This is a genomic window from Cumulibacter soli (genome assembly GCF_004382795.1).
In the GTDB taxonomy this organism is placed as follows: domain Bacteria; phylum Actinomycetota; class Actinomycetes; order Mycobacteriales; family Antricoccaceae; genus Cumulibacter; species Cumulibacter soli.
In genome coordinates this window covers 78,112-103,256 of sequence record NZ_SMSG01000005.1, presented here as the reverse complement: position 1 = coordinate 103,256, position 25,145 = coordinate 78,112, and the positions used below count along the sequence as shown (strand labels likewise).

Genomic DNA, 25,145 nt, shown 5'->3' with positions numbered 1-25,145 from the left:
ACAGCGGGAATCGGGAGCGCGGTAGTGAGCGATAAGTCTAAGAAGAAGTCGCAGCCACCGGCTCGCCGAGGTGGACTTGGACGTGGCCTCGGAGCGCTCATTCCGTCCGGCCCGCTACCCGGAAGCGCGTCGGGAAAGGGACACTTTTGGAACGCGCTCGACAATCCACCGGCTGTGGATGAAGCCGCCGCGCGATCGGTTCTAGACGATCGATACGTCAACGATGATCAGCGGCATGCAGATGCCGACGCCGACAAATCCCCTGTTCAGAGCGGTAATCCAGTCAGTGAATCAGGTACGGCGATCAGTCCGGACGTCCTCCGCGGGTCGGGATCTGCTGTGGATATTCATGTGGATACCTCATCGATAGCTACAGCGAATCCGGTCGCGGCTGATAACGAGGAGGGAGTTAGTAGCGGCGACGCCATCGTTAACGGCACTGATGGCGACACGAAGGCGGCTGGAACACAATCGGAGAGCAGCGCGAACGCTGATGCCGCAGCCGCACCTGCTCCCACCGATCACAATGACACTAGAGATGAGTCAGGCTCAGTCAAGATGGACTCCGTCGCTGCCGCTCCAGAATTGGATTCCGGATCGCTGGGCGCCTCCGATGGTCAATCGGCTTCACCTAAAGCGACTCGCGAGACCTCGACGTCAGGCGGCGATTCTTCGGACGAGACGTCCGTTGACGCCGGAGGTGTCGGAAATACCGCCGGCGCGGCGCAGGAGCACGCGGTTTCACGTGAAACGGTGCCCGCGGCCGAATCGCTATATGTAGATCGCCCCGACGCGGTCGATCGGATATCGGACACAGTGTCCACGGACCGCGACACCGAGTCGAAGGACGAGCCGACTGCTGGAATGGACGATACTGCCAATGTGGTCGCGCCGGATGGCGCGTCGACCCGGACCGGGGACGCGGCGGCGCCACCTGCGGTGTTGGTGGAACTGAGCCCAGCCGATATTCGCGCCAACCCGAAGAATCCACGCCAGGTATTCGACGATGATGAGCTCGAGGAGCTCTCGCAGTCGATCAAGGAGTTCGGTCTCCTTCAGCCTATCGTTGTACGTGAGACGGCTAGCGGTTACGAACTCGTCATGGGCGAACGGCGCCTGCGTGCGTCGAAGTTGGCTGGCGTGGATGTCATCCCGGTCATCGTCCGTCAGACGGACGATGACGAGATGCTGCGCGACGCGCTGTTGGAGAATATCCATCGAGTGCAGTTGCATCCCCTGGAAGAGGCGGCTGCTTACCAACAGTTGATCGAAGAGTTCGGTGTCACTCACGAGGAACTCGCTAAGCGGATCAAGCGCAGCCGTCCGGCGATTTCAAACTCGCTCCGATTGCTGAAGCTTCCGACTCGAGTCCAGAACCGCGTTGCTGCCGGTGTTATCTCGGGTTCGCACGCGCGCGCGTTGCTCGGACTCGATGACCTCGACGCGCAGGAGACCCTCGCCGCGCGTATCGTCGCTGAAGGATTGTCCGTCAGAGCGACAGAGGAAGCCGTTGCGCTGTATAGCGGCGATGGCGCTCGTCCCAGCCGCCCTACTCGGCGCACTAGGCCGGTGGCCCCTGCACTGGGTGCGCTCGCCGAGAAGTTGTCCGACCACTTCGACACCCGCGCCACTGTTCAACTCGGTCGCACCAAGGGCAAGATTGTGGTTGAGTTCGCCTCGGTGGACGATCTGGAACGTATCGTCGCGATGATGGCCCCGCCCCTGGCAACGAAGCGTGCCGACGACGAGAGCGACTGATCCAGACGTTCGTCATCGCTGTTCCTTGGTTATTGCGCCGTCCGTTTCACGTGAAACGGACGGCGCTGGTGTTGGGCCCGCAATCACCGTTTCACGTGAAACAACGTGGCGGCGTTACGTCGGCTCTCACGTAGGGAACTCGCGAGGAAACTCAAGCGTCGTAGCGCGCTACGCAGAGATTGTGCGATTCACACGCGCCGCTGGATCTTGGTCCTGACAGAGATCCACGTTTCACGTGAAACTAGGACCTAGTCGGCGGCGTGTGGAATCTGCCAGGTCCCGGTGGCGTGCTCATCCATCGCGGCGAGGTAGAACCGTTCGACGCCGGCGACAAGCGCGGCGGTTACGGCCTCGATAACGAGCGGATCTGACATCCGCGCGCGGTCAAACGGGCTGGAGAGGTATCCGAGCTCGAGATGAATCGACGGCATTCGGGTGGCTCGAAGTGTTTCGAGAACCCGAGGATGCTCGCCAAGGTCGGTGAAGTCCGTGCGCGCCGAAACCTCACGCTGGAGCAAGCCGGCGAGTTCGCGCCCAACCTGCGAGGCACCGCTCGGCGAGCCGAAGTAGTACGCGGCGACTCCCTCGGCGTGCTGGCTGGAATGGCTCGCCACGTCAAGACTCAAGTAGATCTCTGCGCCCACCTGGTTCGCTCGCAGGGAGCGCTCGGTGGCGGACAGTTCTTCCCCGACGCCTTGGGCAAGCAGCGCATTGGCGCCGAGTCGCTCGAGTTGATCGCGCGCCGACTCAGTCACGGTCGAGATGAAACTGTCAGCGAGCTCATCGTTGGATTGAATGGGGTCGAGAACGATGTATCGGCCGGCCAACCCCGGACCAGTGTGCATGCGGTAGGCGTACGAGGCCAACGCCGCGGGCGATCCACCGGTAACTTTGGGAAGCAGATTGTGTAGTGCGCGAATAGTGATCGGCCCACACACGCCATCGGCCCGCAGGCCGTAATCGGCCTGAAAGTTGCTGAGGCTCTGCTCTGTCGTGGGGCCAAAGATCCCATCGACGTTCCCGTGATGGAAGCCGAGTTCAGCGAGTTGGTGCTGAAGATCGCGGACGTCGTCCCCGCGCAGCATGTGCGTCGCGCGCTGCAGTACCCGGTCGCCGATTCGGTACTGCGCGCCGAGCAGCTCGCGATAGGTGTCGGGATCGAGCCGACCAGTGGCGGCCAGTCCGCGCTCCTGCTGAAACTGTCGTAAGGCTAGGTGGTGCGCAGCTCTGTCGGGCGCCTTGGCGGCGAAGTGGGGCGCACTAAGTGGGTCGATCGCCCTCTTAGCCGATGTTAAGGGTTGACCTAGTTCGAGGTCCTCGAGTAAACGTCGTACATCAAGATCCCCCGAGCGGCGGTCTGTAGGTTCGCCCAAACTCATGCCAGCCCTTCCGCATACGCTCGCGGCTGCAATCACGCCGCGAAATCGCGCAACTCCCGGATACTACGTCGAAGGGCGCCGTCGTGACGGCGGCGCCCTTCGCACGTTATGCAGATGTTGTGGTGCTCAATCGCCCAGGTCAGTGGACTAGATCCACTCGGCGAGGTCCTTCTTGATGGCAGCCTTGGGTTTTGCGCCAACGATGCTCTTGACCGGCTGCCCGCCCTGGAAGACGGTCATGGTCGGAATCGACATGATCTGGTAGTTCTGCGCGATCTGCGGGTTCTCGTCGATGTTGATCTTGGCCACGGTGAGCTTGTCCTTTACTTCACCGGCGATTTCATCGAGAACCGGGGCGATCATCTTGCACGGCCCGCACCACTCGGCCCAAAAGTCGACGAGGACGGGCTTGTCGCTGTTGAGTACGTCGTTCTGCCAGCTCTGCTCGGTAACGGTGACGGTGTTCTTGGACATCTGCTGCTCCCTTTCTGAGAATCTATCGAGATAGGTCTATGTAACTACTGGTCGCGCCCTGCCAGCCAGCGCTCGGCATCAATTGCCGCGGAGCATCCGGAGCCGGCAGCAGTAATCGCCTGACGGTAGGTGTGGTCGACAACGTCACCGCAGGCGAACACGCCGTCGATATTGGTGCGGGTCGATCGTCCTTCGACCTGAACGTACCCGGCCTCGTCGAGGTTGATCTGTCCCAGGAAAAGTTCGCTCCGCGGATCGTGGCCGATCGCGACGAACATCCCACCGACGGCCAGTTCACTGGCCTCACCGGTCTGCGTGTTCTCTAACTGCAGTCCGGAGACCTTCTCCTCGCCCTGTACGCCGACGACGCGTTGGTTCAGCGACCATCGGATCTTGTCGTTCGCCTTCGCGCGATCGATCATGATTTGCGATGCGCGCAATTCATCGCGGCGGTGTACGACGGTGACAGACTTTGCGAATCGCGTGAGGAAAGTGGCCTCTTCCATCGCGCTGTCGCCGCCGCCGACCACCGCGAGGTCCTGGTCGCGGAAGAAGAACCCGTCGCAGGTCGCGCATGCGGAGACGCCGCGGCCGAGCAGGCGTTCCTCGTCCGGTAGTCCGAGGTAGCGGTACTTCGAACCCGTCGCGATGATGACGGCGTCCGCGTAGAAGGTCTCCTCACCGACGGTCACCGACTTCGGCGTCGCGGTCAGGTCGACCTCAGTGACATCGTCGGGACGCAATTCAGCGCCGAATCGCTCAGCCTGACCGCGGAGGTTGCTCATCAGGGCTGGGCCGTCGATGCCCTCAACGAACCCGGGGAAGTTCTCGACTTCCGTGGTCGTCATCAGCGCCCCGCCGAATTGGCTGCCCTCGAACACGAGCGGCTTGAGATTGGCTCGCGCGGTATAGATAGCGGCGGTGTAGCCGGCAGGGCCGGACCCGATGATGATCACGTTACGGACGTCGGTGCTCAACGCGGAGAACTCATTTCTGGCGGTAAATGTGCAGGTGTCGGCGCGAGCGACGTCGGGTGACCGGCGTACGGCGCTGTGGGTGCAACACTCATCGTAAGCGGGCTATTCCGCGACGTTGGGCGAACGCGCCGAAGTTCACGGCGGACGGTTGCATCGATCAAGAACGCCGCCCGCATCGGCGCGGGCGGCGTTCTGGTGGTACGCGACATGCGACGAGGAAATCCGCAGGTCGTCGGGCATGTACTGGCTGGGCTACTCGCGCGGCCCGTCTACCTCGTAGAGAACCTCACCGCAATTGTTCGCGTCGACCACGATCATGTGAACCTCATCGGGATCATCGGTCGGGAAGATGAACGCGTAGGCGTCCTTACCCTCGTGGGTACCTTCCTGCACTGCCTCGGGTGCCGAGCCCGGACGGGGAACGATCAAGTTCAAGCATTGCAGGCGCGCGGACTTCTCGGCCATCTTGCCTGCGACCTCTTCGGAGACCTGATCATTGACGATCGTGCCGTCCTCAAGGACGTCCTTTGGTTCTGCGAAGGTCCGCACGTCACTTGAGGCGTCAGGCGCCTGGTCGGCCGGTTCGCTCGTCTGTTGATCGTCGGCGGCCGTGGTGTCGTTGTCGCCGCCGGCCTGACCGAGAGCGAAAGCTCCACCGCCGACGACGACCGCCGCGGCGGCAGCGGCCAGCAGCATTCGGCCACGCGAAAGCCCACGCTTCTGCCGGTGCGCATCGAGACTAGCGACATTAGTTTGCGCTGTCGGCTCGGTGTTAAGACGACGATCACCGGTCGTGACTGCCGGGGGCGAGGCAGCGACGGAGCGGTCATCGTGCAGTCCAACGCGGCCGGACTCCGCAGCGAGTGCCGCATCAATGCGATCGGCGACTGCTTGCGGCAGTTGGACCTCTGGCATGGAGTTCAGTGAACTCACGGTCGTATCGAGCGCGTTCAGGACTGCTTGGCAGTCGCTGCACGTCGCGACGTGTGCACGTACGGACTGTGCCGTGGTCGCGTCGAGTATGTCGGCGTGTAGGTCCGCCAACGTGTCAAGATCTGGGCATGCCCCGTCCACGCCGCCATCGACGTGTGAGGAATGGGTCATGTCATCTCCTTCTTGCAAGAATTTTGGTGCTGCGTTCTTGGCCGCCACACCGGGTGCCCCTGGGTCCGCTCGGTCGTCGTTCTTGGTCAAGTGGCCAGATGCCGGTGCCCAAAACTACGGCTCGAACAGAACTGCGACGGTGAATCAGTCCTCGGGGTTCCGGAGGTGGCCCAGAATTCCCGCGAGTTTGGCGCGGCCCCGCGCGCAACGACTCTTGATCGTGCCCTCAGGGATATCGAGGACGGCGGCGGCATCCGCCACCGAGTAACCCTGCACGTCGACGAGCACGATTGCCGCTCGCTGATCTTCGGGAATCCGCATCAGCGCATCTTGAATCACCATCGACATATCGCGTTCGCTGACCGCGTCTCGCGGATCCGCGGGCTCACCCGGTCCCTCCTCGGGCAGGGGTGCGGTTGGCCGCGCCTGTTTACGGCGGATGCGGTCCAGACACGCGTTGACGACGATGCGGTGTAGCCAGGTCGTGACTTGGGCCTCGGCTCGGAAGGATGCGGCGGCGCGGAATGCCGAAATCAGGGCGTCCTGTAGCGCATCTGCGGCGTCCTCCGGATCGCGCATGGTCCGCAACGCAACGGCGTACAGCCGGTTCCGGTGGCGCTGCACGATCCGCTCAAACGCATACGGATCACCCGTCACGTGGTCGGCGAGAAGCTCCTTGTCGGAGCGCGGATCGTCGTCGACGGAGAAAGTGGTCACCCCGGTAGCCTAGCCACCTATCGGCTCGGGGCTGGTATTTGGCCCGCGACTTGGTCCCACTCTGCCTAGTTGAAGATCGTCACTTCGGAGAGCGCAGCCTGGAAGTAGCCCTGCTGTGGCACGAGTTGGGTGATCCAGATGAGAACGTACTGAGTCTTGGTGTCGGCCGGCATTTCGACCGTGGTGTTCGTCTGCAGCGTGACCGGGTCACCAATGATGTCGAAGTCGTCGATTTCTCCGCTGGTGCCTGTACCGGAGCGGATCTCAACCGTGGCGCCCGGCAGCGTCGTCACGATGTCGATCTTGGAGATGGTCTGTTCGCTGCCGAGGTCGTACACGATGCCGACGCCGGGCTTGAGGTTCGCGAACTCGGCGGTGCCCTGATACTGCAACGTCGGCCAGGTGGTCCCGGGCTGTCCGTCGTACGAGAGGTCGATGCGGTCGACGTTCTCGGCACCATCGCCGGGCGGCGGATCGAACAGCGTCGCGCCGGCGATCTGGATCTGCTGTCCGGACTCGGATTCCTCGTCGGTCGGCGTTGCTGGCGCCGAACTGGTGGGGGCCGCCTGGTTCTCGTTCTTGTCCTCGGGGCCGAACATCTTGCCGGCGAACACTCCCGCGAACCAACCGATGACCAATGCGATCACGAGCCCGAGGGCGGTAACGCCGAGCAACTGCCAACCAGTGCGCGGCTTGGGGATCCGTCCGGTGGTGGGACGGTCGTCATTCGAAGGTGGGGTGCGCTCTGCCATGGCCTCGTTCACTGGAACTGTCGCGGGGATGCCCGATACGGACGGCGTCAACGGTACCGGTTGCAGCAGCCAGGCGTCGGGATCTGCGACGGGCGCCTCAGCACCTCCGTCGGCATCGCCTGACGGTCCGCCGCCGCGGAAGCGCCGGAACAACCGCTGCAGGTCCCGCACGCCGAACGCGAGGCCCGCTATTACGAAGACGACGAGACCGACCGCGGCCGTGAGGATCAGCACGATCGCGATCGTCAGTTTGTTCAGAGTCAGCAGCGGTACGCCGGTGAGCCCTTCGATGTTCCAGGTGTCGGCACCGCTGAAGAGCGCTTGCATGCCGAGATACACAGGCGTCGCGACGAGGACGCCGACCAGCGATGCAGCCGCGATGCGGCCGAGGTCGAGCAGTACCGCGCGGGTGCCGAGCCGTCCAAATCGCCGATGCAGCACTATCTCGCCAATAATCGCGCCGCCGACGAACGACAGGCTGAACGCGACACCGAGACCGACCGCGATCCAATACGTCGGCAGCAGCAGACACAGCAGGCTAAGCACGATCCGAAGTCCGACGATGCCGACCATGATCAGCGTGGGCGTGCGCGCGTCCTTGACCGCGAAGAACACCCGAAGCTGCAGCAACGTGATCGAGTACGGAAGCAGCCCGAAAGCGGCCGCGGCGAAGATAAGGCCTGTGTACCGTGCACCTTCGCCGTCGAACTGACCACCGTCGAAGAACAACACGGTCAGCGGTACGGCGAGGATCCAGCAGGCCATGCTGATCGGCAGCATGCCCAGTGCGGTCAGACGGGTGCTGTCGGCAAGGTACCGCTTGACCTTCGGCATGTCGTCGTCGCGCGCAGCCCGAGACAACTTCGGCATCAGCGCGGTCAGCAAGGAGACGCCGAGAATGCCGTACGGCAGTTGAAACAACAGGTCGGCATACGTCCACTGGGAGACCATGCCCTCGTGGCTGCGGGCGCCGTAGTTGGCCACGTTGGTCGCGACGATGTAGCCGATCTGGCCGACGACGACGTACCCGAGCATCCAGAGCATGAGGTTGCGGACCTCGCCGAGCCCGACGCCGCGGAAGTCCGTCCGCCACTTCCAGCGGAACCCGACCTTGCGCCAACTCGGTATCAACAGGGCGGCCTGCACCACAATGCCCGCGGTCGTTCCGAGCGAGAGCAGCACGATCTCGGTGGTGCTGAACTCGGCCGCGCCAGTGCGCATCGCGATCATCGCGAGCGCGACTCCGATCACGACGATGTTGTTGGCCACCGGCGCCCACGCTGGGGCTAGGAAGGAGCCGCGAGTATTGATCACTGCGCCGGCGAGTGCGCCGAGGCCGAAGAAGATCATCTGCGGCAGCATCAGGATCGTCATCAACGTCGCGATGTCGTGATTGGGCCGATCCGGTCCCAGGCCCATCATCGTGACCAGCAGACCCGCGATCAGCATGCCGACGACCGTTGCGCCGATCAGTCCGATGGCGGCCAAGCTGAACAGCCGCTGCGCGAACGCGTTCGGGTCCGTCGAGGCCTCTCGCGCCTGTTTCTCCGCACGCACCAGCAGCGGTACGACGACCGACGTCAGAACGCCGCCGAGCAGCAACTCGAACACCATCTTGGGCAGGGTGTTCGCGATGTTGTACGCGTCGTTAGTCAGCGTGAGCCCGAGCAGCGCAGCGAGCACGATGGTCCGGGCGAACCCGGTGATGCGCGACATCAGGGTGCCCACCGCGACCTGCCCGGCGGAACGAATCAGGCTCATCGGTGCTCGTCTCGCGGCGGTACGTCGTACCCGGCGAAATCAGGCGGCACGATCGCATCATCCGAGCGATACTCGTGCTGACCATGATCGCCGGCGTCCTCACGGAGCTGGTGCGCTTGCGCGTCGGCTCGTTTGCGGCGCTCCTCGGCCCAGAACAGATGACGGCGCCACCAACGTCGCGCGATCAGCGCCAACAGGGCGGTGAAGGCAATACCGGTGACCCACAGAGCGGCCGTACCGTACGCCGAGGACGAGACGTTGATCTGCACGTCATTACCCAGCGGGTCGCCGTCCGGCGTGCGGATCTGCGCGACGACCGTGAACGCGCCGGAACGCTCGACGCTCGTCGGCAACTGCACGGTGGCGCGGGTACCGCCCGGAATGGTCTGCACCCCGACGTCCTCTGCGGTGAGGCCGACGGAGCGTGACTCGTCAATGCCTATGCGGTAATGCACATCCCAGGGCAAGTTGTTCTCGATAGTGAATACCAGCGGTGCATCGCTGGAGGTAAGCGTGTACGTGCCGTCACTGGGCGTCACGATGTGGATCTGCGCGCGCAGCGTAGCGAGGGCATCGTTCGCGGTATCCAGGCCGTTGCTCACCGCGCTGCCGTCACCGCCGCGCCAAGCGCTGCTGGCCGCGTCGAACAATGCCGCGCGCGTCGGCCACAATGCCTCGTCGGTGTCCTCGGGATCGAATGCTGAACCCAACTCCGCGACCTGTTGCAGAGGGGCCGCGAACGACTCGAGGATGTTGCCGGGGAGTTCTTGTTCGGACAGCGTCGCCGGATACTGCAGCGGGCCGCGGTCAACTGGCGGCCCCTCGCTCACCTGCTGCAGTGACATCGGGGTGAGCCAGTCGGCATTCGTGGTGGTTGTGAACAGGTCGTCGAGAAGCTGTTCGGACGGAGCCCAATCGCGAGGCGGAGCCAACACGACGTTGCGCGCCTCGGTCGGCATCTGCAGCGAGATCATCGCGAGTTCCGCGGTGATGCGTTGGGCCGCGGGTACGGGGCCACCGGCGTACTGGGGGGCGGCTGTCAGCAGCCTGCTCAGCCCGGGATCAGCGACGATCGCACGACCGTTCGGCAACACCGTGCTCGCGCTCTCGGTGATGCCCAGCGGTGATTCGAGGTAGTCCTCTTGACCGTAGGAGGCCCCGCTGAGCAACGCGGTGTCCACACCGTCCGCGACGAGCGTTTGCCACGTGTCGTCGGTCATGATGCCGTCGGCCGGCCAGGCGATGTTGGTGATCGGGTCGGTGTCCAGGACGTCGGTGATGATGTCGGCGCCGTAGGTTCGGGCATCGCTGAGCACCTCTGGCATGCCGGCGCGGACTAGCGCGACCGCGTCGACGTCGGAGTACGGCGTGGCGATGATCGCTGAGGTGTCCGCGACATCGGTGAGACGCGTGAGGAAGCTTGCGGCGGCTTCGGCACCGGCGCCGTCGATGTTTCCCGTGTCGGTGCGAACCTGATATCCGTCGCTCATGGCGTCGAGGGCGTCGATGAGCGCGGGATCGACCACCAGGCTGATCTTCGCCTGCTCGCCGTACTCTTCGGCGGCGTCCAGGATGTTCTCCAACCGGCCGCCGCTACTGATCTCCGTGGCGAGCGTGTCGTCGGTGAAGACGTCAGTACCGCTGACCCGGCGTGGCTGGTCGATGAGCGGAAGCACCCAGGACACACCGAGCGGAGTGTCGGGTCGCTGGTCGGCGTGCGGCATGGTGAACGCAGCCTGCCCGACGTGGTTCTCCCAACCGTCGACGGTGCCGTAGACGTTCAGCAGGATTGGGTAGGCGCCGGCGTCGTACATGACCAGTTCGTCGCGGGAGACCGTCAGCGTCACCGACATGCTGTCGCCCGGATCGAGTGGCGCCGATAGTGAGGTCGGCGCTGACATGGCCCAGGCGTACGGCGGCTGCTGATCGTCCACGATTTGCAGCTGTGCGCGGGTAGAGATCCACTGGTCGCGCTGCAGCCTGATCCACAACTCGGTGATCGTCTCATCGCCGGTGTTGGTCAGTTCGGCCTCGACGTGCACCGGAGTCGAGCTGTCGGCGAATGTCGGGGTGATCTTCGTCAGGTTGACCGTGACCGGCAGTGGTTCGTCCTGCGCCGGGCCGACGGTGGGATCGGCATTCGCGGGGGCGAGCGGCATACCCAGTGCGAGCAGGGCGACCAGGAGGGTGAGCAGGAACCGCCCAAGGGTGCCGCGAGCGCGCACGCTCACGCCGTCTCGGCCAGGATTCTGATCGCGTCCGTAGCGATGCGCCGCTCGTCTGCGTACGCCAACCGGCGACCGAGATTGTCGAGCGGGACCCATTCGACCGCTACCACCTCGGCGTCCTCATCGCTGAGCTCACCGCCGATAGCAGTCATCAGGAAGTGAGTCACTGTCTTGTGTACGCGGCGTCCATCGGCCACGAACCAGTAGTCGATCTTACCGAGCGGGGCGACCACCTCGCCGATGATCCCGGTCTCTTCCTCGACCTCGCGAACGGCGGCCTCGAGGGCCGTCTCGCCAGCTTCAATGTGACCCTTGGGCAGCGACCACAGCAATCGCCCACGTCGATCGTTACGACCGATGATCGCGGCGGCGGGATGCGCGCCGCGGGTGCTCACCACGAGGCCGCCGGCGGAGAACTCATCTATCCGCGGCATCCGTTGTCGGACGGCGCTGCTGGTTGGGGCAGCCGTCTCGCGGCGATGCGCGATGACGTCCATCGGGCTAGGGCGTCGGTCGCGGCCAACCTCGGGTTTTGCGGCGTCCGTGGTCCCCGAAGCCGCGCCCAGGTGCGGCGATTCTTCAGGGAGCATGTTGGCCATAAGGCTACGTTAACCAAGTCGCGTCACAATTGGGACAGGTAGCGTCGGCGGTTCGGTGGCGGGGCGTGAGCGGCGCGTAATCTCATAGCCGATGAACACGCCTGATCCCGCCGTCCACCTGGCCGCTGTACTGCACCCGATCCTTGGTCCGTTGGTGCAACGATTTGCCGACGCTGGGCACGAACTCGCGCTGGTAGGTGGTCCGGTCCGCGATGCGTTGATGGGCACGCTGGACCTGCAGCGATCCGCCGACTTGGACATGACGACCTCCGCGCCCCCCGATCAGGTGCTGTCGTTGATCGACGGGTACGCCGAGGCGGTCTGGACGACCGGTATCGAGTACGGCACGGTAGCGATGACGCACCGTGGGTTCCAGATTGAGATAACGACGTACCGCGCGGACCGGTACAACCGCATCTCACGCAATCCCGAAGTCGTCTTCGGCGACTCGATCACGGACGACCTGTCGCGGCGGGACTTCACGGTGAACGCGATGGCGCTGTCGTTGATCGATGGCACCTTCCACGACCCGTACGGCGGCGCTCGCGATCTCGAAGCGCAGGTGCTGCGGACGCCATCAGCGCCTGCAGAGTCGTTCGCTGACGACCCGCTGCGGATCTTCCGGCTCGTCCGGTTCATTGCCCAACTCGGATTCACCGCCGACCCGAGCACCGCCGCGGCGGCCCGGGAGATGGCCGGTGAGTTATCTCGCATCACCCCCGAGCGGTTGCAGGGCGAACTGTCGAAACTGTTGTTGACCCCGGCGCCGCGCGCCGGCCTGGAAGCGATGGTCGACTTAGGGATCGCGGACGTCGTACTGCCTGAGTTGTCCGCGTTGCGAATGGAGATCGACGAGCACCACCAGCACAAGGACGTGTACGCGCACTCGCTCACCGTGCTGGATCAGGCGATCGACTTGGAGCCTCGACTCGGCCTGGACGGGCCGGATCTGGCGGTGCGCCTCGCTGCCCTGTTGCATGACATCGGGAAGCCGGCGACGAGGCGGCACGAGACCGGTGGCGGCGTGAGTTTCCACCATCATGAGGTCGTCGGCGCGAAGATGGTCCGCAAGCGACTGCGCGCCTTGCGATACTCCAAACAGATCGTCGCGGACGTATCTCAGCTCACCTTCCTTCATCTGCGCTTTCACGGTTTCTCCAGCGGCAACTGGACCGACTCGGCCGTGCGCCGATACGTGACCGACGCCGGTGACTTGCTGGAGCGCCTTCACATCTTGGTGCGCTCGGATTGCACCACGCGAAACAAGCGGCGCGCGGCGCGGCTGGCGGCGGCATACGACTCGCTCGAGCGGCGGATTGCCGAGATTCGCGAAGCGGAGGACCTGCGCGCGGTCCGGCCCGACCTAGACGGGAACGCCATCATGGAGATTCTGGGGATTCCGGCGGGTCCGCAGGTCGGTAAGGCGTGGAAGTTCCTGAAGGAACTACGACTGGACCGCGGTCCACTCGAGCACGATGAAGCCGTGGCCGAGCTGAAGGCGTGGGCCACCCGCGAAGGTTTGGGCTAGCCCAATCCGCGCTGGTGCGGGCCAACTTCGTGCTTACGGGCGATGACCCGATAAAGCAGCGCGAGAACGCCGTACAACGCGGCGATCGCGATGAAGTACCACAGCGTGCGACCCGATTCGGGCAGCGTCGAGGACGCGAAGATCACCCCGAACACGAACATGATGTTGAACGTGGTGTCGTAGACGGCGAACGTACGGCCTTGGAACGACTCGTCGATCGTTTCCTGCACGATCGTGTCCGCGCACACCTTGACTGCCTGTCCGGTGAATCCGAGAGCGAAGGACGACGCGAGTAGCGCCCACGGGTGATCGATCAGCAGGATCAGTCCGGCCAGTACGCCGAACGTGGCGTAGACGCCGACGATCCACGCGTTCTTGCCGATCAGGCGGGTGATCGCCGGCGTGATCGACGCGCCCAGCAAGGCACCTACCCCACCAAGGCTCAATGCGAGGCCGACCCCGGCGATGTCGCCCGGCAATAGCCCACTGGCCGGCACGTGGTTCTTGAACTGCAGCAGCAGCGTGACGGAGACCAGACCGAAGATGAACCGGTGCGTGGCAATAGTGCTCAGGACGCCCGCGGCCTCCGGGTGGCGCCACAGATGACGCGCGCCCTGACCAAACTCCCGTACCACGTCACCGACCCGCGCAGCCCGTTGGCGAGTGTGGTGATCTGGGCCGATCGCGCCGGGGCTGAAGCGACTCATCAGGAACGTGGCGACGACGTTTCCGATGAACGCAACCGCACAGATCACCGCGTACCCGTGGTCACCCTTGGTCGTGAATGACAGCAGCCCGATCGCCATTCCGCCGCCGATAATGCTGATCACTGATCCGCTGGTGGTCGTGAACGCATTGGCGCTAACCAGCGTCGCTCGAGCGACCACGTGTGGAAGCGCCGCCGAACAACCGGACAAGAAGAACCGACTCAGCGACAGCGCGATCAACGCGCCCGCATAAAACCCGACGCCTTGGTAACCGATCCACACCATGCCCGCGGTGACCAGGCCCAGTACGCCGCGCAGCACCTGCGCCCACATCATGAGATGTCGTCGGCTGTACCGATCTAGCAGCGTGCCGACGAATGGCCCGACAATCGAATACGGCAGCAACATCACGGCGAAACTGGCTGCCATCTCGGCGGCCGTAGCCGCATGCTGCGGGTTGAACAGTACCGATCCAGCGAGACTGGCCTGGAACATGCCATCGGACCATTGCGATCCGAGGCGCGCCCCGTACAACTTACGAAACCCGCTGCCGCGCACCATTGCCTTGATCGCGTGCGACCCACGGATCGCATCGAGCGACGGATGCGTGTGGTGAGTTGCCGATCCTCCCGGTGCCGTGGTCACCGACTAAGCCTACGTGGTGCGTTCGAGTCGGATGTTGAGAGAATGCAGGAGATGCAACGAGACGTGGACGGCTGGCTCGAAGGCGCAGGCGCTGATGCCCTGGGCCATGCTGAGGTCGGCGCGTTGTTGGTGGCGATGCCCTCCCTCGGTGACCCGCAGTTCGAACGCACCGTGGTGCTGCTCGTCGGTCAGTACGACGACGGATTTCAGGGCGTGATCCTCTCCGAACCGACGCGGGACGACGTCCGCACCCAGCTGCCGAAATGGTGGCGAGCCTCCACGCCCCCGCGCAAACTACATCGCGGTGGGCCCTGCGACCCCGACCTGGTGCTGTGCCTAGCGGTGGGCCGCAAGTATTTGCAGATCGATGGCCTGGAGGTCGTGCGGGAGTACCCGCACCAGGCGCTGTACCGCGTCGAGGGTGAGGTCGATCCCGACGACATGCTCACGAAGGTGTCCGGCGTCCGGCTGTTTCGGGGATACGCCGGGTGGGACGCCGGGCAGCTTGAGGACGAGATTTCCCTCGGTGCGTGGCTGGTGGTGCCGAGTCTTCCGGGTGACGCAGTCTCCTCGACGTCCGCGACCCTGTGGCGCGAAGTTCTGGCGCGACAGAACGGGACGGCGGCGTTCCTGCGCAGCTGCCCGGACAATCCGCTGCGGAATTGACCCAGGGTTGTCCGGGAGATCGGCGTGTCGGTGTTGGGCGCCAGTGGCGCGTGCGATTTAATGGTTTCCGCTGGTGCGGTGGCTTGGGGAAGAAGCCACCGCACCAGCATTTTGTTCGGCGGTATGGCATCGTTATTCTTTTAGGTTAGGCAGACCTAATGAGGGAGTGAGATGCCGGACGAAGAGATGACGAACGTCGCCGTGATGCACGCCGACACCGGGGTGATCACCGCACGGGTGGTGCGCTCGGCGGCGATCAGCCCGCACATCCAGCGGGTGACAATCGGCGGAGGCGACCTCGACTCGTTCGACTATCGAGGTTTTGACCAGTGGTTCCGGTTACTAGTGCCGGTGACCGACCAGGTTCGGTTCGACAACGTTCCTTCGCGTTTCGATGTCGACACCTATCAGACCTACCTGGCACTGCCTGACGAAACTCGCCCTGAGGTTCGCAATTACACGGTGCGCGATTTCCGCCGTGACGGCCTCGAACTCGACATCGACTTCGTCGTACACGGCGATGACGGGATCGCCGGACCGTGGTCGAAGCGGGCGAAGCCAGGTGACCCGATCGCGTTCATTGATCAGGGTCACGGGTGGCTCCCGGAGAAGGCGGCGCTCGCCGACGAAGTGCTGATCGTCGCGGACGAAACTGCGATGCCGGCCGCACTCGGCGTACTACGCAGCTTGGAGCCCGGAGTGCGCGGACACGCAATCATTGAGGTACCGGACGACGCCGACCGGCAGCCCGCGCCGACCAACAGCGACGTCACCGTCGAGTGGGTCACCCGGGGCGCCACGCAGCTTCCCGGACAGGCGGCGTTGGCTGCTGCCGCCGCGCGGCAGGTCAGCGAACGGGTGTACGCGTTCGCCGTGGGCGAGTCGAGCCTGGCCACCGGCGTACGTCGATTGCTGGTGCGCGATCGTGGGATCGATCGCAACCAGGTCACCTTCTGCGGGTACTACAAGCTTCCCGCGTAGTCCTGTGTGCCGACGGCGTTCACCACAGGTCGTCACCACTTTGGATTCTCGACTTTGGACCCTCGCTGAATTCGCTTCTTGCGCAGTAACTAGCGCGTTTCTGCCCCGACTACGGGGCAGAAACGCGCTAGCTATTAACGGAGTGATTAGGGGGTACCAGCACACCTGTCCTGTAGTGCGTCAGCGGGCGGCGATACGGGGTGGCTGCCAGACCGTGACCGGTGGCGGCGTGCCGACGTACTTGGCCACCTGTACTTGAACGTGTTGGCCAACGTTCCCGCGGCTCAGCGATGAGACGGGGATGTCCTTGGTCAGTACGTTCGGGTTGCCGTGCATGCAGTTTCCGTCGTCATCCGGGTCGTACCAGGCGCCGGTGGACAGTTGTGCGACCCCGCGCATCAAGTCCTCGGACAGGACTGCGCCGGCGAGGCAGTACCCGATTGGGCTCGATACCTGCACGACGTCACCGTCGCCGATACCGCGCTCGGCGGCGTCTGCGGGGTGAATACGGATTGGTTCGCGCCCGGCGACCTTGGAGGCGGCCGAGTAACCCCCGGGATCGAGTTGGCTATGTAGCCGGGATTTCGGTTGGTTCGCGATCAGCGTCAGCGGGTAATCCGCGCGGTTCGCCCAGTCGTCGGGTTCGCGCCACATGGGCGTTCCTGGACAATCCTCATATCCAAAACTATCGATCTCATCAGACTGTAAATGGATCAAGGTGCTGGAAGTGCGTAATGGATTCGCTGCCGGATCGGCGCGGAACTCGCTGTGCTGCACGTGATCGACGTCAGCCTTGGGGATGTCGATCGGCTGGCCCGCCGACCAGAACTCGTCCCATGGCGGCAGGTCATACCCGCGGGTCGCGTACTTATCGCGAAACTTGTCGTACATGTATTGCAACCACTGCTGCGTACTGCGTCCCTCGGTATAGGACATCTCGCAACCGAGGCGGCGCGTGATCTCAGCGAAGATGTCGAAATCGTCGCGCGACTGGCCGTACGGTTCGACGAGTTTGTGCATCGGTAGGAGTTGGTCCTCGGTGACCGCTGCGCCGATGTCATCTCGTTCGATGGAGAGGGTGGCCGGCAATACGATATCGGCCTGACGCGCGGTGGCTGTCCACGCCGACTCCTGCACCACAAATGTATCGATCTTCCCGAATGCGCGGTGGAGGCGTTTGAGGTCGGGGTGCGCATGGAACGGGTTCCCGCCGGCCCAGTAGACGAGTTTGATGTCGGGGTACGTCAGCGTTCGGCCGTCATAGCTGTAACTTTCGCCCGGGTGCAACATCATGTCGGCGATCCGCGCCACCGGGATGAAGGTGCGGACCGGGTTGTGTCCCATGCTGAACTTGGGTAGCCCGAGCAGCATTTCACTATGTCCGACACGGTTGGTTGATGCGTATCCATGGCCGAAGCCTCCGCCGGGCAAGCCGATCTGGCCAAGCAGCGCGGCCACGCAGACGCCGAGCCACAGGGTGTGTTCGCCGTACTGCTGGCGCTGCATCGACCATGACATCGTCAAGAAGGTTCGTTTGGACGCCATTTCGTGGGCGAGTTCGCGGATCTGCTCGGCCGGTACGCCGCATTGTTTCGCCGCCCACTCGGGCGTGGTGTCCTTGATCGACTGCTCGAACAGGTCGAAACCGACGGTGTAGTTGGCGATGAACTCCTTGTCATACAGGCCTGCTTCGACCAGCTCGTGCGCAACTGCTTGCAGTAGTGCGCCGTCGGTACCGGGGCGCACCGGGATCCAGCGACCTTCCACGGGCAGGTCGTCACGAAGCGGGGACAGTGATACGACCGTCGCGCCGCGCTCGCGGGCCTGCTCGAGCCAGCCAAGCAGATCGTGACGGATCGCCCCGCCGTTGGCGATGCTGGAGTTCTTTCGCGCGAGGCCGCCGATCGCGATGATCAACTCGGAGTTCTCCGCGATCGATTTCCATGTGGTCGACTTCGACTGCCATTGGGACTCGTTCGCGAGAACGTGTGGCAGAAACGGCCCGGATGCGCCGTACGAGTAATTGTTCACGTGTCCGACGTACCCGCCAGCGGCCGCGAGCATCCGCTTGACCTGAGTTTGGGCGTGGTGGAAGCGACCGGCGCTGGACCAGCCGTACGAACCCCCGTAAATCGCCTCGGGTCCGGGGCCGTCGTACAGCCGCTTGAGTTCACCGGCGACGAGATCGAGGGCTTCGTCCCATTCCATCGGCACGAACTCGTCGCGGCCACGTTGCTCGCTTGGCCCGGGGCCGTGCTCGAGCCATCCGCGGCGCACGTATGGACGGTCGATGCGGGTGGGGTGATCCTGCATAGCGACGACGTTCTCGAAGATGCGGTGCGGATCGGGATCACCGGAATACGGCGTCACCTCGGTGATGCGCCCGTTCTCGACCTCAGCCTCGAACGTTCCCCAGTGCGCCAGATGCAACTTTCCCATCTCCCGATGGTAAGCCCGCGACTACCTGATCCGATTTGGGCGTGGTTCGTCATCTCATCGCTTCGGTCACCTGAAAGCGCTGTCGATAACTACGCGGCGGCAACCCGAGAGCTCGCACGAACGTGCGGCGCATTGTTTCCGGACTCGCAAAGCCGCATCGGCGCGCCGTCGCGGTGACTGACTCACCGCGCAGCAGCAGGCTCTTCGCGGTCTCCAGCCGGGTTTGCTCGACAAACGCGACGGGCGTCATCCCGATCTGAGCCACGAAGAGTCGGGAAAGGTGCCGTGCGCTCACACCGGCAAGCTGCGCTAAGTCCTGCACCGTCCATGGCGTATCCGGTCTCTCGATGATCGCGTCGACCACCAGCCGCACATTCGCCTGTGCCCCATGCGAGATGTCGAGCATTGCTGAGAACTGCGATTGCCCACCGGGACGGCGCATGAACAGCACCAGCTGCTGCGCGACATCCCGCGCGAGGTCAGCGCCGAGGTCGGACTCGACCAGTGACAGCGCCAGATCGATACCAGCTGACACTCCGGCTGAGGTATGGACCCGACCGTCGTGCACGAACAGTGCGTCCGAATCGACCTCGATCCGCGGATGCGATGTCGCCAGACGGGCCGCATGCGCCCAGTGTGTCGTCGCGCGATGGCCGTCGAGGGCGCCGACGGCCGCTAGCAAGAATGCGCCGGTGCACACCGATGCGACACGATCCGCGACACCGACGAGGTGGCGAGTCGCTTCGGCGAGTTCAGGCGGGATGGGCCGGGTGGGCAACGAATCGCTGCCGACCACGAGCACGGTCCCAGCGCGGGCGATGTCCGCGGCTGGGCCGTCGGGTTCGAGCCGGGTTCCAATCGATGTGTCTACGGTGCGCCCGTCCGGCGAGACATAGCGAAGTTCGTAGCGGGCACCACGGCGACGTGCCTCGGCAAAGACCTCGGCGGGGCCGGCGACGTCGAGCTGTGTCATTCCGTCGAAGACGAGGAAGACGACCTCATGGGCGTTCATTGCTCCAGTATGTCCGGATTGGTGGGTTATATGTCACGACAGACAGGCGCGGTGATTGACGGGAAGCGTCATTGTGGACTGAGTCAGACACCGCCGTGCCGTCAGGAGAACCCATGATCGAGACCATTGCGGGGATCGCGATCCCTGATACCGCCCTTGTCCGCGATATCACCGACTACATCAGGGAGCGCGAGAGCGATCTGCTCTTTGATCACTCGCGCCGGGTGTTCCTGTTCGGCGCGTTGGCCGGGGAGCGTCGCGGGCTCGATGTGGACCTCGAATTGCTGTACGCCGGAGCTATGTTCCACGATCTCGGGCTCACCGAGGCGTTCGCTGGATCGACGCTGCGTTTCGAGGTGGACGGCGCCAACGCGGCCCGCGATTTCCTCGCTTCCCGTGGCGTTGGTGCTGACCGCGCGATGACGGTGTGGACAGGGATCGCCCTGCACACCACGCCGGGCGTTCCCGAGTTCATGAGCCCCGAGGTGGCTTTGGTGACGGCGGGCGTCGAAACCGACGTACTAGGCATCTGGTACGGCGAGCTCAGCGAGGCACAACGCGATGAGGTCACCGCGGCGCATCCGCGTCCTGACTTCAAGAATCGCATTCTTGCCGCGTTTACCGACGGTAATGTCCGACGGCCCGAGACGACGTTCGGCAACGTCAACGCCGACGTACTGGCACGGTTTGTGCCGGGCTACCACCGCGAGGACTTCGTGGACATCATCCTCAATAGCCCCTGGTCCGAATGACGCCTGCCGTGGACTCGCCTGGTCGGGCGCGTATTCGGGCGGCGCTACCGGTCCACGTGTGATTCTGGGATTCGCTTCGGATGCTGCTGCGGCGTCCGCCGCGCCTGGGTTAATCGATGCCGAGGACGCCGGCGAGTACTCGCGGCAAAACGCGATGCAGCATGTCGGCGTCCCCTTCGACCGCTGGTGACGCGAAGGCCGCGGACAGGTGCGGGTGCTCGCCATCGGAGACGGCGCTGGCGAGGAACTCGACTTGGGCCTTTTGCCAGGCCTGATTCGACTGGCCGCTACTGATCTCCAGGCGGGTCACTGAGGCGACGATGCCGTTCATGATGGCGAAGGCTTCGAGCTTCGTGCCGCCGGGGACATCCAGCGGTGCCATCGCCGCGAGCGCGCGCTCCATGAGCAGTACGACGTTCGGCGTTAATGAGGGTTGGCCCTGCGCGAGGTCGAGCAACCACCGGTGACGGCGATATAAGCCGCGCAGTTGCTCCGCTAGTTCGATGAGGTCGCGGCGCCAGTCGCCGATGAGCGGTGCGGTGAGGTCGAGGGTCGCGCAACTCGTGTCCAGCATGAGCTCGAGCAGTTCGTCGCGACTGGATACGTATCGGTATAGGGACGTCGCCGACGCACCGATGCGCGCTGCGACCTTGCGAGTCGACACGGCTTCGAGACCGCTCTCGTCGGCGATCTCGATCGCTGCGGACGCGATCTGTGTCCGGCCGTACTCAGGTACGGGGCCTCGCCCGCTGCGTTCGCTGCGCAGCCAGATGCTTCGCGGTTTCTCGGTCAATCGACACCCTTTCGCGCAGACAAGTGTAGGCGCCAACAGTTACTGCGTACGCTGATCGCAGAACTAGGCTTAATGGTTCAGGGTTCGAGCCTCGCAGACCCAAAGTCACAGGTGCACAGGCATCACTACAGACATGTTTGTGTTGCAAACATGTCTGTAATGATGGATCATCCGGGGTATGGATACTCGCGATGATTCGCTAACTCGTGCGCGGGTGGCTGATTTGAGGTTCGTCGCGGCTCACTTCGAGGCCCTGCAGGGCTTGGCAGTTATTCCTGGCCTCGTAGTGATCACGGCGTTCTTTGCTGTCTCGGCCTGGGCCGGCGATCGATTCGAGGGATCTGCGGCGTGGGCGCTCGGCGCGGGGATCGGGATCGCGCTCGCGTTGTTGATGAGCGCGGTGATCACGCGGTGGTACCGGCGTACGTACGGTCAACTCGCGCCGTCCGGACGCGGCGGTGCCATCCGCTGGGTCGCCGGCGTCGCCGTGGTGGCCGTCCTGGTCGTCGTCGCCGGGACGGTGCCTGTCACGGTCGTCAGCCTGGAGGGTCTCGTCGTAGGAGTCGCGGTGCTCGTGCTGGGGTGGCTCGTGCGCTCAAGCCTCGGGATTGTGCTCCTGCCTGCCGGAGTACTCATCGTTACTACGGCGATGCTGCCGCTCGGTCACTGGCTCGGCGCGGACGAGCATCCGTTGAGTCACACAGAGGTGCTGCTCGGCGTGGTCTGTCTGGTGTGGATCGTGGTGGCGGTTCGCTCACACATTGTCCTGGCTCGAACGTTGAGGCCACAGCGGTGACCGACGTCGAAGACGTCGAGCCGTTCGGTGATCTGGCTCGACTCGACAAGATCATTCACGAGCCCGCGCGTCTCGCATTGGTCACGGTGCTGTCCGTACGTGACGGCGCCGATTTCACGTTCCTTGCGGGTGCTGCGAATCTCTCGCGGGGCAATCTCTCGGCGCATCTGGGCACCCTCGAGGACGCCGGCATCATCGCCGTCACCAAGCAGTTCGCAGGGAAACGACCGCAGACCTGGGTAGTGCTCACCGAACACGGACGCAAGGCGGTGCACGACTATTGGGACCGCATGGGTGCCTGGCGCGACCAACTCGACACGGCGGCGAGAAACCGCCTCACTGACTAGCAGTCGGCCGCTGAGAGATTGCTCTGCCCGGCGTCAGTCGATCCCTAGCCGCATCCCGCCGCGCCAGATGCTCGTGGTTTCCGGTCACATTCGCGCCCTTCTTGAGATGAGTGCAGTAATCTGAACGTACTGCGTACAGTGCTCACAGAAAGGGTCCATGATGAGTTCAGCTGTTTCGATCGAGGGTCTGGTGAAAACCTTCGGCACGCATCGCGCGCTCGATGGCCTTGATCTGGAGATTGCCGCAGGCAAGGTATGCGCTTTGCTCGGGCCGAATGGCGCCGGCAAGTCCACCGCCGTCCGGGCACTGGCGACTCTGTCGATTCCCGACGAGGGACAGATCCGGGTGCATGGCCGCGACGCACAGACGGAGTCCGGCGCCGTCCGTGCTCAGATCGGGCTGGCGGGTCAAAGCGCCGCGGTCGACGACGATCTCACCGGCCGAGAGAACCTGCGGATCCTCGGCATGATGCAGCACCTGGGACGGCGTCGCGCCCGCGAGCGGGCCGATGAACTGCTTCGTGAGTATGAGTTGGAGGAAGCGGGCGATCGGCTGGTCTCGACGTACTCCGGTGGTATGCGCCGCCGACTGGACCTCATCGCGAGTTTCGTCTTACCGCGTGCCGTACTGCTGCTGGACGAGCCAACCACCGGGCTGGACCCGCGCAGCCGGAATGAAATCTGGGCCACGGTCCGCAGGCTCGTGGCCACCGGTACGACCGTTCTGCTCACCACGCAGTACCTCGAAGAGGCTGATCAGTTGGCCGACGAGGTGGTCATCATCGATCGCGGACGCCGCGTGGCTTCCGGCCCACCGGAAGAACTGAAGCGTCGGATCGGTGTCCGCGTGGACATCGACCTTCAAGAGGCAGAACAACTGCCGCTCGCCGCGGCAGCGTTAGGTGAGCTCACCGGATCGACCGCCGAGGTCAATGCCGGTGCACAGCGAGTCAGCGCACCCAGCTCCCGTGAGGTGACGATCCCGGAGGTGGTGCGGCATCTCGATGCCGCTGGGGTCGTGCTTACCGACGCGGAACTACGCAAACCCAGCCTCGATGAGGTGTTCCTGAGTATCACTGGCAAACCGCGAATGCAGGAGGCATCATGACCGCCGACGTACAACACGCGGCGCCTGACCTGTCGCCAACCACGCGTCCGTTCACCGAAGCTGCGGCCGCGGCGGCTCGCGTGCTCGCCAAGCTCCGCCATGATCCGGCCGGGATCGCGATGACCCTGGGCGCTCCGGTCGTCATGGTGCTCATCTTCGGGTACGTATTCGGCTCCGCAATTGCACTACCGGGTGGGCCGGACGCCTCGGCGTACCGCGAGTTCCTGGTGCCGGGATTGTTCGTGGTCCTGGCGTTCAACCCGGTGCCGTCGATGGTCACGATGGCGCGTGATGCCGGCCGCGGAGCGGTGGATCGGTTTCGGTCATTGCCGATCGCTCGGGCGGCAATCCCGTTCGGGCAAGCGACTGCGACGACCCTTTACGGCGCGCTGTGCCTCGTGTTGATGATGATCTGCGGGCTCGTGGTGGGTTGGCGAGTGCACGATGGTTTCGTTCAGGCGCTCGCAGCGGTCGGACTGCTGATCCTGGTGCAACACACGTTCACTTGGGTGGGTCTGTACCTCGGGCTCGTTATCGGCAAGGAGGAGACCGCTGGGCAATTGTCGGTGTTGGTCTTCCCGTTGACGATGTTGTCGAATGTCTTTGTCCCCACGGCGGGTATGCCGGCGTGGCTGCGTGCGATTGCCGACTGGAATCCGATCAGCGTATTCACGGCCGCCGTGCGCGAACTGTTCGGCAATCCGACCGCGCCGACCAATGGTGCGTGGCCGTTGGAGAACGCCGTACTCGCGACGATGCTCTGGTCAGTGCTGTTGCTGGTGATCTTCGTTCCGCTGACGGTACGTCGTTACGCCCGCCCCGCTGCATGAGTTGATGCGGGGTTCTGGGGCGAAAGCGCCGTTGTATGCACGCCCTTCCGCAGAAACGCGCGTTGGTGCCGCATCTGCGACATGCGCGCGGGCAAGGCGTTTAGCGGGCCGCCGAGCTGAAATGTGTGACCAGGAAATCTGCAACGCGGCGATGCCAGTAATGCGGTCGGGTGAGCATGGAATGGATTTCTCCGGCGACGGTCTCGCTGTCGACGACGCAACCTTGTTCACGCAGGAGCTCCGCGAGTTCTTGGGTGTCGTTCGGGTCAGTGCGCCGATCTCGCGCGCCGTGCATGAGCAGCACCGGCTGGCCACGCCGTGCAACGAACCGATCGCTGTCGTCAATCCATGGTGCTAGCGCCGCCACTGCCCCAACACGGGTATCGGAGCAAAGGCTCAACGCGACACGGCCGCCGTTGGAATGGCCGACTAGCGCCACGTGCGCATTCGGAGCTATGTCCTCGATGTGATCGAGGGCCTCCTTGGCATCACTGAGCGCCCGCGAGAAGACCATCGCCCACCCGCGATCGGGATTACGCAGGCGCAGCACCGCGATACGACGCCTGGAGCGGACGCGGATCGCTCGCGCAAACCAGCGCATCCGCCAGGGAGCGGGCGCAAACCACGATGTCGATCCGGATTCACCCACGCTCGCTCCGTGCAGCAACACGACGATCGCGTCGGCGTCTGGGCGCACATCGCCTTTTAGTAAGGCACCGGCGGGGAGGGTCGTCACGTCGGATCTCTCCTTCCTGCGTTGGGTGCTCAGGCAGTTCCGCAGTTGTGGGCCAC

Annotated in this window: 22 protein-coding genes; 9 read left to right on the top strand and 13 right to left on the bottom strand. The window is 64.1% G+C overall.

What is annotated here, in order from left to right; all coding sequences use genetic code 11:
* The first annotated feature begins 24 nt into the window (after nucleotides 1-24).
* A complete protein-coding gene (locus E1H16_RS18795; protein WP_243837835.1) occupies nucleotides 25-1,758 on the top strand; it encodes a ParB/RepB/Spo0J family partition protein in 1,734 nt (577 codons plus the stop codon).
* Between the two features lie 248 nt (nucleotides 1,759-2,006).
* Here E1H16_RS18795 and E1H16_RS11935 read toward each other — a convergent pair whose 3' ends face one another.
* The 8 genes from E1H16_RS11935 to E1H16_RS11900 all read right to left on the bottom strand — a co-directional run bounded on the left by E1H16_RS11935 (nucleotide 2,007) and on the right by E1H16_RS11900 (nucleotide 11,749).
* Nucleotides 2,007-3,137, bottom strand: coding sequence for a peptidoglycan-binding protein (locus tag E1H16_RS11935; protein ID WP_134324112.1), 1,131 nt, complete (start codon nucleotides 3,135-3,137; stop codon nucleotides 2,007-2,009).
* Between the two features lie 147 nt (nucleotides 3,138-3,284).
* Nucleotides 3,285-3,611, bottom strand: a complete 327-nt coding sequence (gene trxA, locus E1H16_RS11930; RefSeq protein WP_134324111.1) for a thioredoxin — start codon at nucleotides 3,609-3,611, stop codon at nucleotides 3,285-3,287.
* 44 nt (nucleotides 3,612-3,655) lie between these two features.
* Nucleotides 3,656-4,588: a thioredoxin-disulfide reductase gene (gene trxB, locus E1H16_RS11925; RefSeq protein WP_134324110.1), complete on the bottom strand. Its 933-nt coding sequence runs from the start codon at nucleotides 4,586-4,588 to the stop codon at nucleotides 3,656-3,658.
* A gap of 252 nt (nucleotides 4,589-4,840) precedes the next feature.
* The gene (locus E1H16_RS11920) at nucleotides 4,841-5,692 is read right to left on the bottom strand and encodes an anti-sigma factor family protein (RefSeq protein WP_134324109.1); all 852 of its coding nucleotides are present in this window, start codon (nucleotides 5,690-5,692) and stop codon (nucleotides 4,841-4,843) included.
* 144 nt (nucleotides 5,693-5,836) lie between these two features.
* Entirely contained in the window at nucleotides 5,837-6,409 is a 573-nt protein-coding gene (gene sigM, locus E1H16_RS11915) for an RNA polymerase sigma factor SigM (RefSeq protein WP_134324108.1), read from the bottom strand.
* Between the two features lie 65 nt (nucleotides 6,410-6,474).
* Nucleotides 6,475-8,922: a murein biosynthesis integral membrane protein MurJ gene (murJ, locus tag E1H16_RS11910; protein ID WP_134324107.1), complete on the bottom strand. Its 2,448-nt coding sequence runs from the start codon at nucleotides 8,920-8,922 to the stop codon at nucleotides 6,475-6,477.
* Nucleotides 8,919-11,153 carry a DUF6049 family protein gene (locus E1H16_RS11905; protein WP_134324106.1) on the bottom strand — a complete coding sequence of 745 codons (2,235 nt, stop codon included), beginning with the start codon at nucleotides 11,151-11,153 and terminating at the stop codon, nucleotides 8,919-8,921. Before E1H16_RS11905 ends, murJ begins: the two co-directional genes overlap by 4 nt.
* Nucleotides 11,150-11,749: an NUDIX hydrolase gene (locus tag E1H16_RS11900; protein WP_279586368.1), complete on the bottom strand. Its 600-nt coding sequence runs from the start codon at nucleotides 11,747-11,749 to the stop codon at nucleotides 11,150-11,152. The genes E1H16_RS11905 and E1H16_RS11900 overlap by 4 nt, the downstream gene beginning before the upstream one ends.
* Before the next feature lie 91 nt (nucleotides 11,750-11,840).
* Here E1H16_RS11900 and E1H16_RS11895 point away from each other — a divergent pair, with 91 nt between their 5' ends.
* On the top strand, nucleotides 11,841-13,277 hold the full coding sequence (locus E1H16_RS11895) for a CCA tRNA nucleotidyltransferase (RefSeq protein WP_134324105.1): 1,437 nt from the start codon (nucleotides 11,841-11,843) through the stop codon (nucleotides 13,275-13,277).
* On the opposite strand, the gene E1H16_RS11890 is transcribed toward E1H16_RS11895, so the two are convergent.
* Nucleotides 13,274-14,629: an MFS transporter gene (locus E1H16_RS11890; protein ID WP_166741743.1), complete on the bottom strand. Its 1,356-nt coding sequence runs from the start codon at nucleotides 14,627-14,629 to the stop codon at nucleotides 13,274-13,276. The two genes, E1H16_RS11895 and E1H16_RS11890, sit on opposite strands and share 4 nt — an antisense overlap.
* A gap of 51 nt (nucleotides 14,630-14,680) precedes the next feature.
* On the opposite strand from E1H16_RS11890, the gene E1H16_RS11885 reads away from it, so the two are divergent.
* Entirely contained in the window at nucleotides 14,681-15,295 is a 615-nt protein-coding gene (locus tag E1H16_RS11885; RefSeq protein WP_166741742.1) for a YqgE/AlgH family protein, read from the top strand.
* A gap of 171 nt (nucleotides 15,296-15,466) precedes the next feature.
* Nucleotides 15,467-16,276: a siderophore-interacting protein gene (locus E1H16_RS11880; protein WP_208379029.1), complete on the top strand. Its 810-nt coding sequence runs from the start codon at nucleotides 15,467-15,469 to the stop codon at nucleotides 16,274-16,276.
* 180 nt (nucleotides 16,277-16,456) lie between these two features.
* On the opposite strand, the gene E1H16_RS11875 is transcribed toward E1H16_RS11880, so the two are convergent.
* Both E1H16_RS11875 and E1H16_RS11870 read right to left on the bottom strand, forming a co-directional pair.
* Entirely contained in the window at nucleotides 16,457-18,715 is a 2,259-nt protein-coding gene (locus E1H16_RS11875; RefSeq protein WP_134324102.1) for a molybdopterin-dependent oxidoreductase, read from the bottom strand.
* Between the two features lie 49 nt (nucleotides 18,716-18,764).
* Entirely contained in the window at nucleotides 18,765-19,727 is a 963-nt protein-coding gene (locus E1H16_RS11870; RefSeq protein ID WP_134324101.1) for a GlxA family transcriptional regulator, read from the bottom strand.
* Nucleotides 19,728-19,840: 113 nt separating this feature from the next.
* Between E1H16_RS11870 and E1H16_RS11865 the strand changes: the two genes are divergently transcribed.
* Complete coding sequence (locus E1H16_RS11865; protein WP_134324100.1) at nucleotides 19,841-20,479, top strand: HD domain-containing protein; 639 nt, start codon at nucleotides 19,841-19,843, stop codon at nucleotides 20,477-20,479.
* A gap of 109 nt (nucleotides 20,480-20,588) precedes the next feature.
* On the opposite strand, the gene E1H16_RS11860 is transcribed toward E1H16_RS11865, so the two are convergent.
* Nucleotides 20,589-21,272, bottom strand: coding sequence for a TetR/AcrR family transcriptional regulator (locus E1H16_RS11860; RefSeq protein ID WP_134324099.1), 684 nt, complete (start codon nucleotides 21,270-21,272; stop codon nucleotides 20,589-20,591).
* A gap of 178 nt (nucleotides 21,273-21,450) precedes the next feature.
* Here E1H16_RS11860 and E1H16_RS11855 point away from each other — a divergent pair, with 178 nt between their 5' ends.
* The 4 genes from E1H16_RS11855 (at nucleotide 21,451) to E1H16_RS11840 (ending at nucleotide 24,353) form a co-directional block, all read left to right on the top strand.
* A complete protein-coding gene (locus E1H16_RS11855) occupies nucleotides 21,451-22,068 on the top strand; it encodes a hypothetical protein (RefSeq protein WP_134324098.1) in 618 nt (205 codons plus the stop codon).
* Nucleotides 22,065-22,415 carry a transcriptional regulator gene (locus tag E1H16_RS11850; RefSeq protein WP_134324097.1) on the top strand — a complete coding sequence of 117 codons (351 nt, stop codon included), beginning with the start codon at nucleotides 22,065-22,067 and terminating at the stop codon, nucleotides 22,413-22,415. The genes E1H16_RS11855 and E1H16_RS11850 overlap by 4 nt, the downstream gene beginning before the upstream one ends.
* Before the next feature lie 160 nt (nucleotides 22,416-22,575).
* Nucleotides 22,576-23,523: an ATP-binding cassette domain-containing protein gene (locus E1H16_RS11845; RefSeq protein WP_134324343.1), complete on the top strand. Its 948-nt coding sequence runs from the start codon at nucleotides 22,576-22,578 to the stop codon at nucleotides 23,521-23,523.
* Entirely contained in the window at nucleotides 23,520-24,353 is an 834-nt protein-coding gene (locus E1H16_RS11840) for an ABC transporter permease (protein ID WP_134324096.1), read from the top strand. The genes E1H16_RS11845 and E1H16_RS11840 overlap by 4 nt, the downstream gene beginning before the upstream one ends.
* A gap of 100 nt (nucleotides 24,354-24,453) precedes the next feature.
* Here the strand turns inward: E1H16_RS11840 and E1H16_RS11835 are convergent, their stop codons facing one another.
* The gene (locus tag E1H16_RS11835) at nucleotides 24,454-25,089 is read right to left on the bottom strand and encodes a dienelactone hydrolase family protein (RefSeq protein WP_166741741.1); all 636 of its coding nucleotides are present in this window, start codon (nucleotides 25,087-25,089) and stop codon (nucleotides 24,454-24,456) included.
* Nucleotides 25,090-25,145 lie beyond the last annotated feature (56 nt).

What these genes read in the sequence shown, in the direction of transcription:
- E1H16_RS11935 (WP_134324112.1), bottom strand. Translation starts at nt 3,137, where the DNA reads ATGAGTTTGGGCGAACCTACAGACCGCCGCTCGGGGGATCTTGATGTA.
- trxA (WP_134324111.1), bottom strand. Translation starts at nt 3,611, where the DNA reads ATGTCCAAGAACACCGTCACCGTTACCGAGCAGAGCTGGCAGAACGAC.
- E1H16_RS11920 (WP_134324109.1), bottom strand. Translation starts at nt 5,692, where the DNA reads ATGACCCATTCCTCACACGTCGATGGCGGCGTGGACGGGGCATGCCCA.
- murJ (WP_134324107.1), bottom strand. Translation starts at nt 8,922, where the DNA reads ATGAGCCTGATTCGTTCCGCCGGGCAGGTCGCGGTGGGCACCCTGATG.
- E1H16_RS11900 (WP_279586368.1), bottom strand. Translation starts at nt 11,749, where the DNA reads ATGGCCAACATGCTCCCTGAAGAATCGCCGCACCTGGGCGCGGCTTCG.
- E1H16_RS11895 (WP_134324105.1), top strand. Translation starts at nt 11,841, where the DNA reads ATGAACACGCCTGATCCCGCCGTCCACCTGGCCGCTGTACTGCACCCG.
- E1H16_RS11885 (WP_166741742.1), top strand. Translation starts at nt 14,681, where the DNA reads ATGCAACGAGACGTGGACGGCTGGCTCGAAGGCGCAGGCGCTGATGCC.
- E1H16_RS11880 (WP_208379029.1), top strand. Translation starts at nt 15,467, where the DNA reads ATGCCGGACGAAGAGATGACGAACGTCGCCGTGATGCACGCCGACACC.
- E1H16_RS11875 (WP_134324102.1), bottom strand. Translation starts at nt 18,715, where the DNA reads ATGGGAAAGTTGCATCTGGCGCACTGGGGAACGTTCGAGGCTGAGGTC.
- E1H16_RS11870 (WP_134324101.1), bottom strand. Translation starts at nt 19,727, where the DNA reads ATGAACGCCCATGAGGTCGTCTTCCTCGTCTTCGACGGAATGACACAG.
- E1H16_RS11865 (WP_134324100.1), top strand. Translation starts at nt 19,841, where the DNA reads ATGATCGAGACCATTGCGGGGATCGCGATCCCTGATACCGCCCTTGTC.
- E1H16_RS11855 (WP_134324098.1), top strand. Translation starts at nt 21,451, where the DNA reads ATGGATACTCGCGATGATTCGCTAACTCGTGCGCGGGTGGCTGATTTG.
- E1H16_RS11845 (WP_134324343.1), top strand. Translation starts at nt 22,576, where the DNA reads ATGAGTTCAGCTGTTTCGATCGAGGGTCTGGTGAAAACCTTCGGCACG.
- E1H16_RS11840 (WP_134324096.1), top strand. Translation starts at nt 23,520, where the DNA reads ATGACCGCCGACGTACAACACGCGGCGCCTGACCTGTCGCCAACCACG.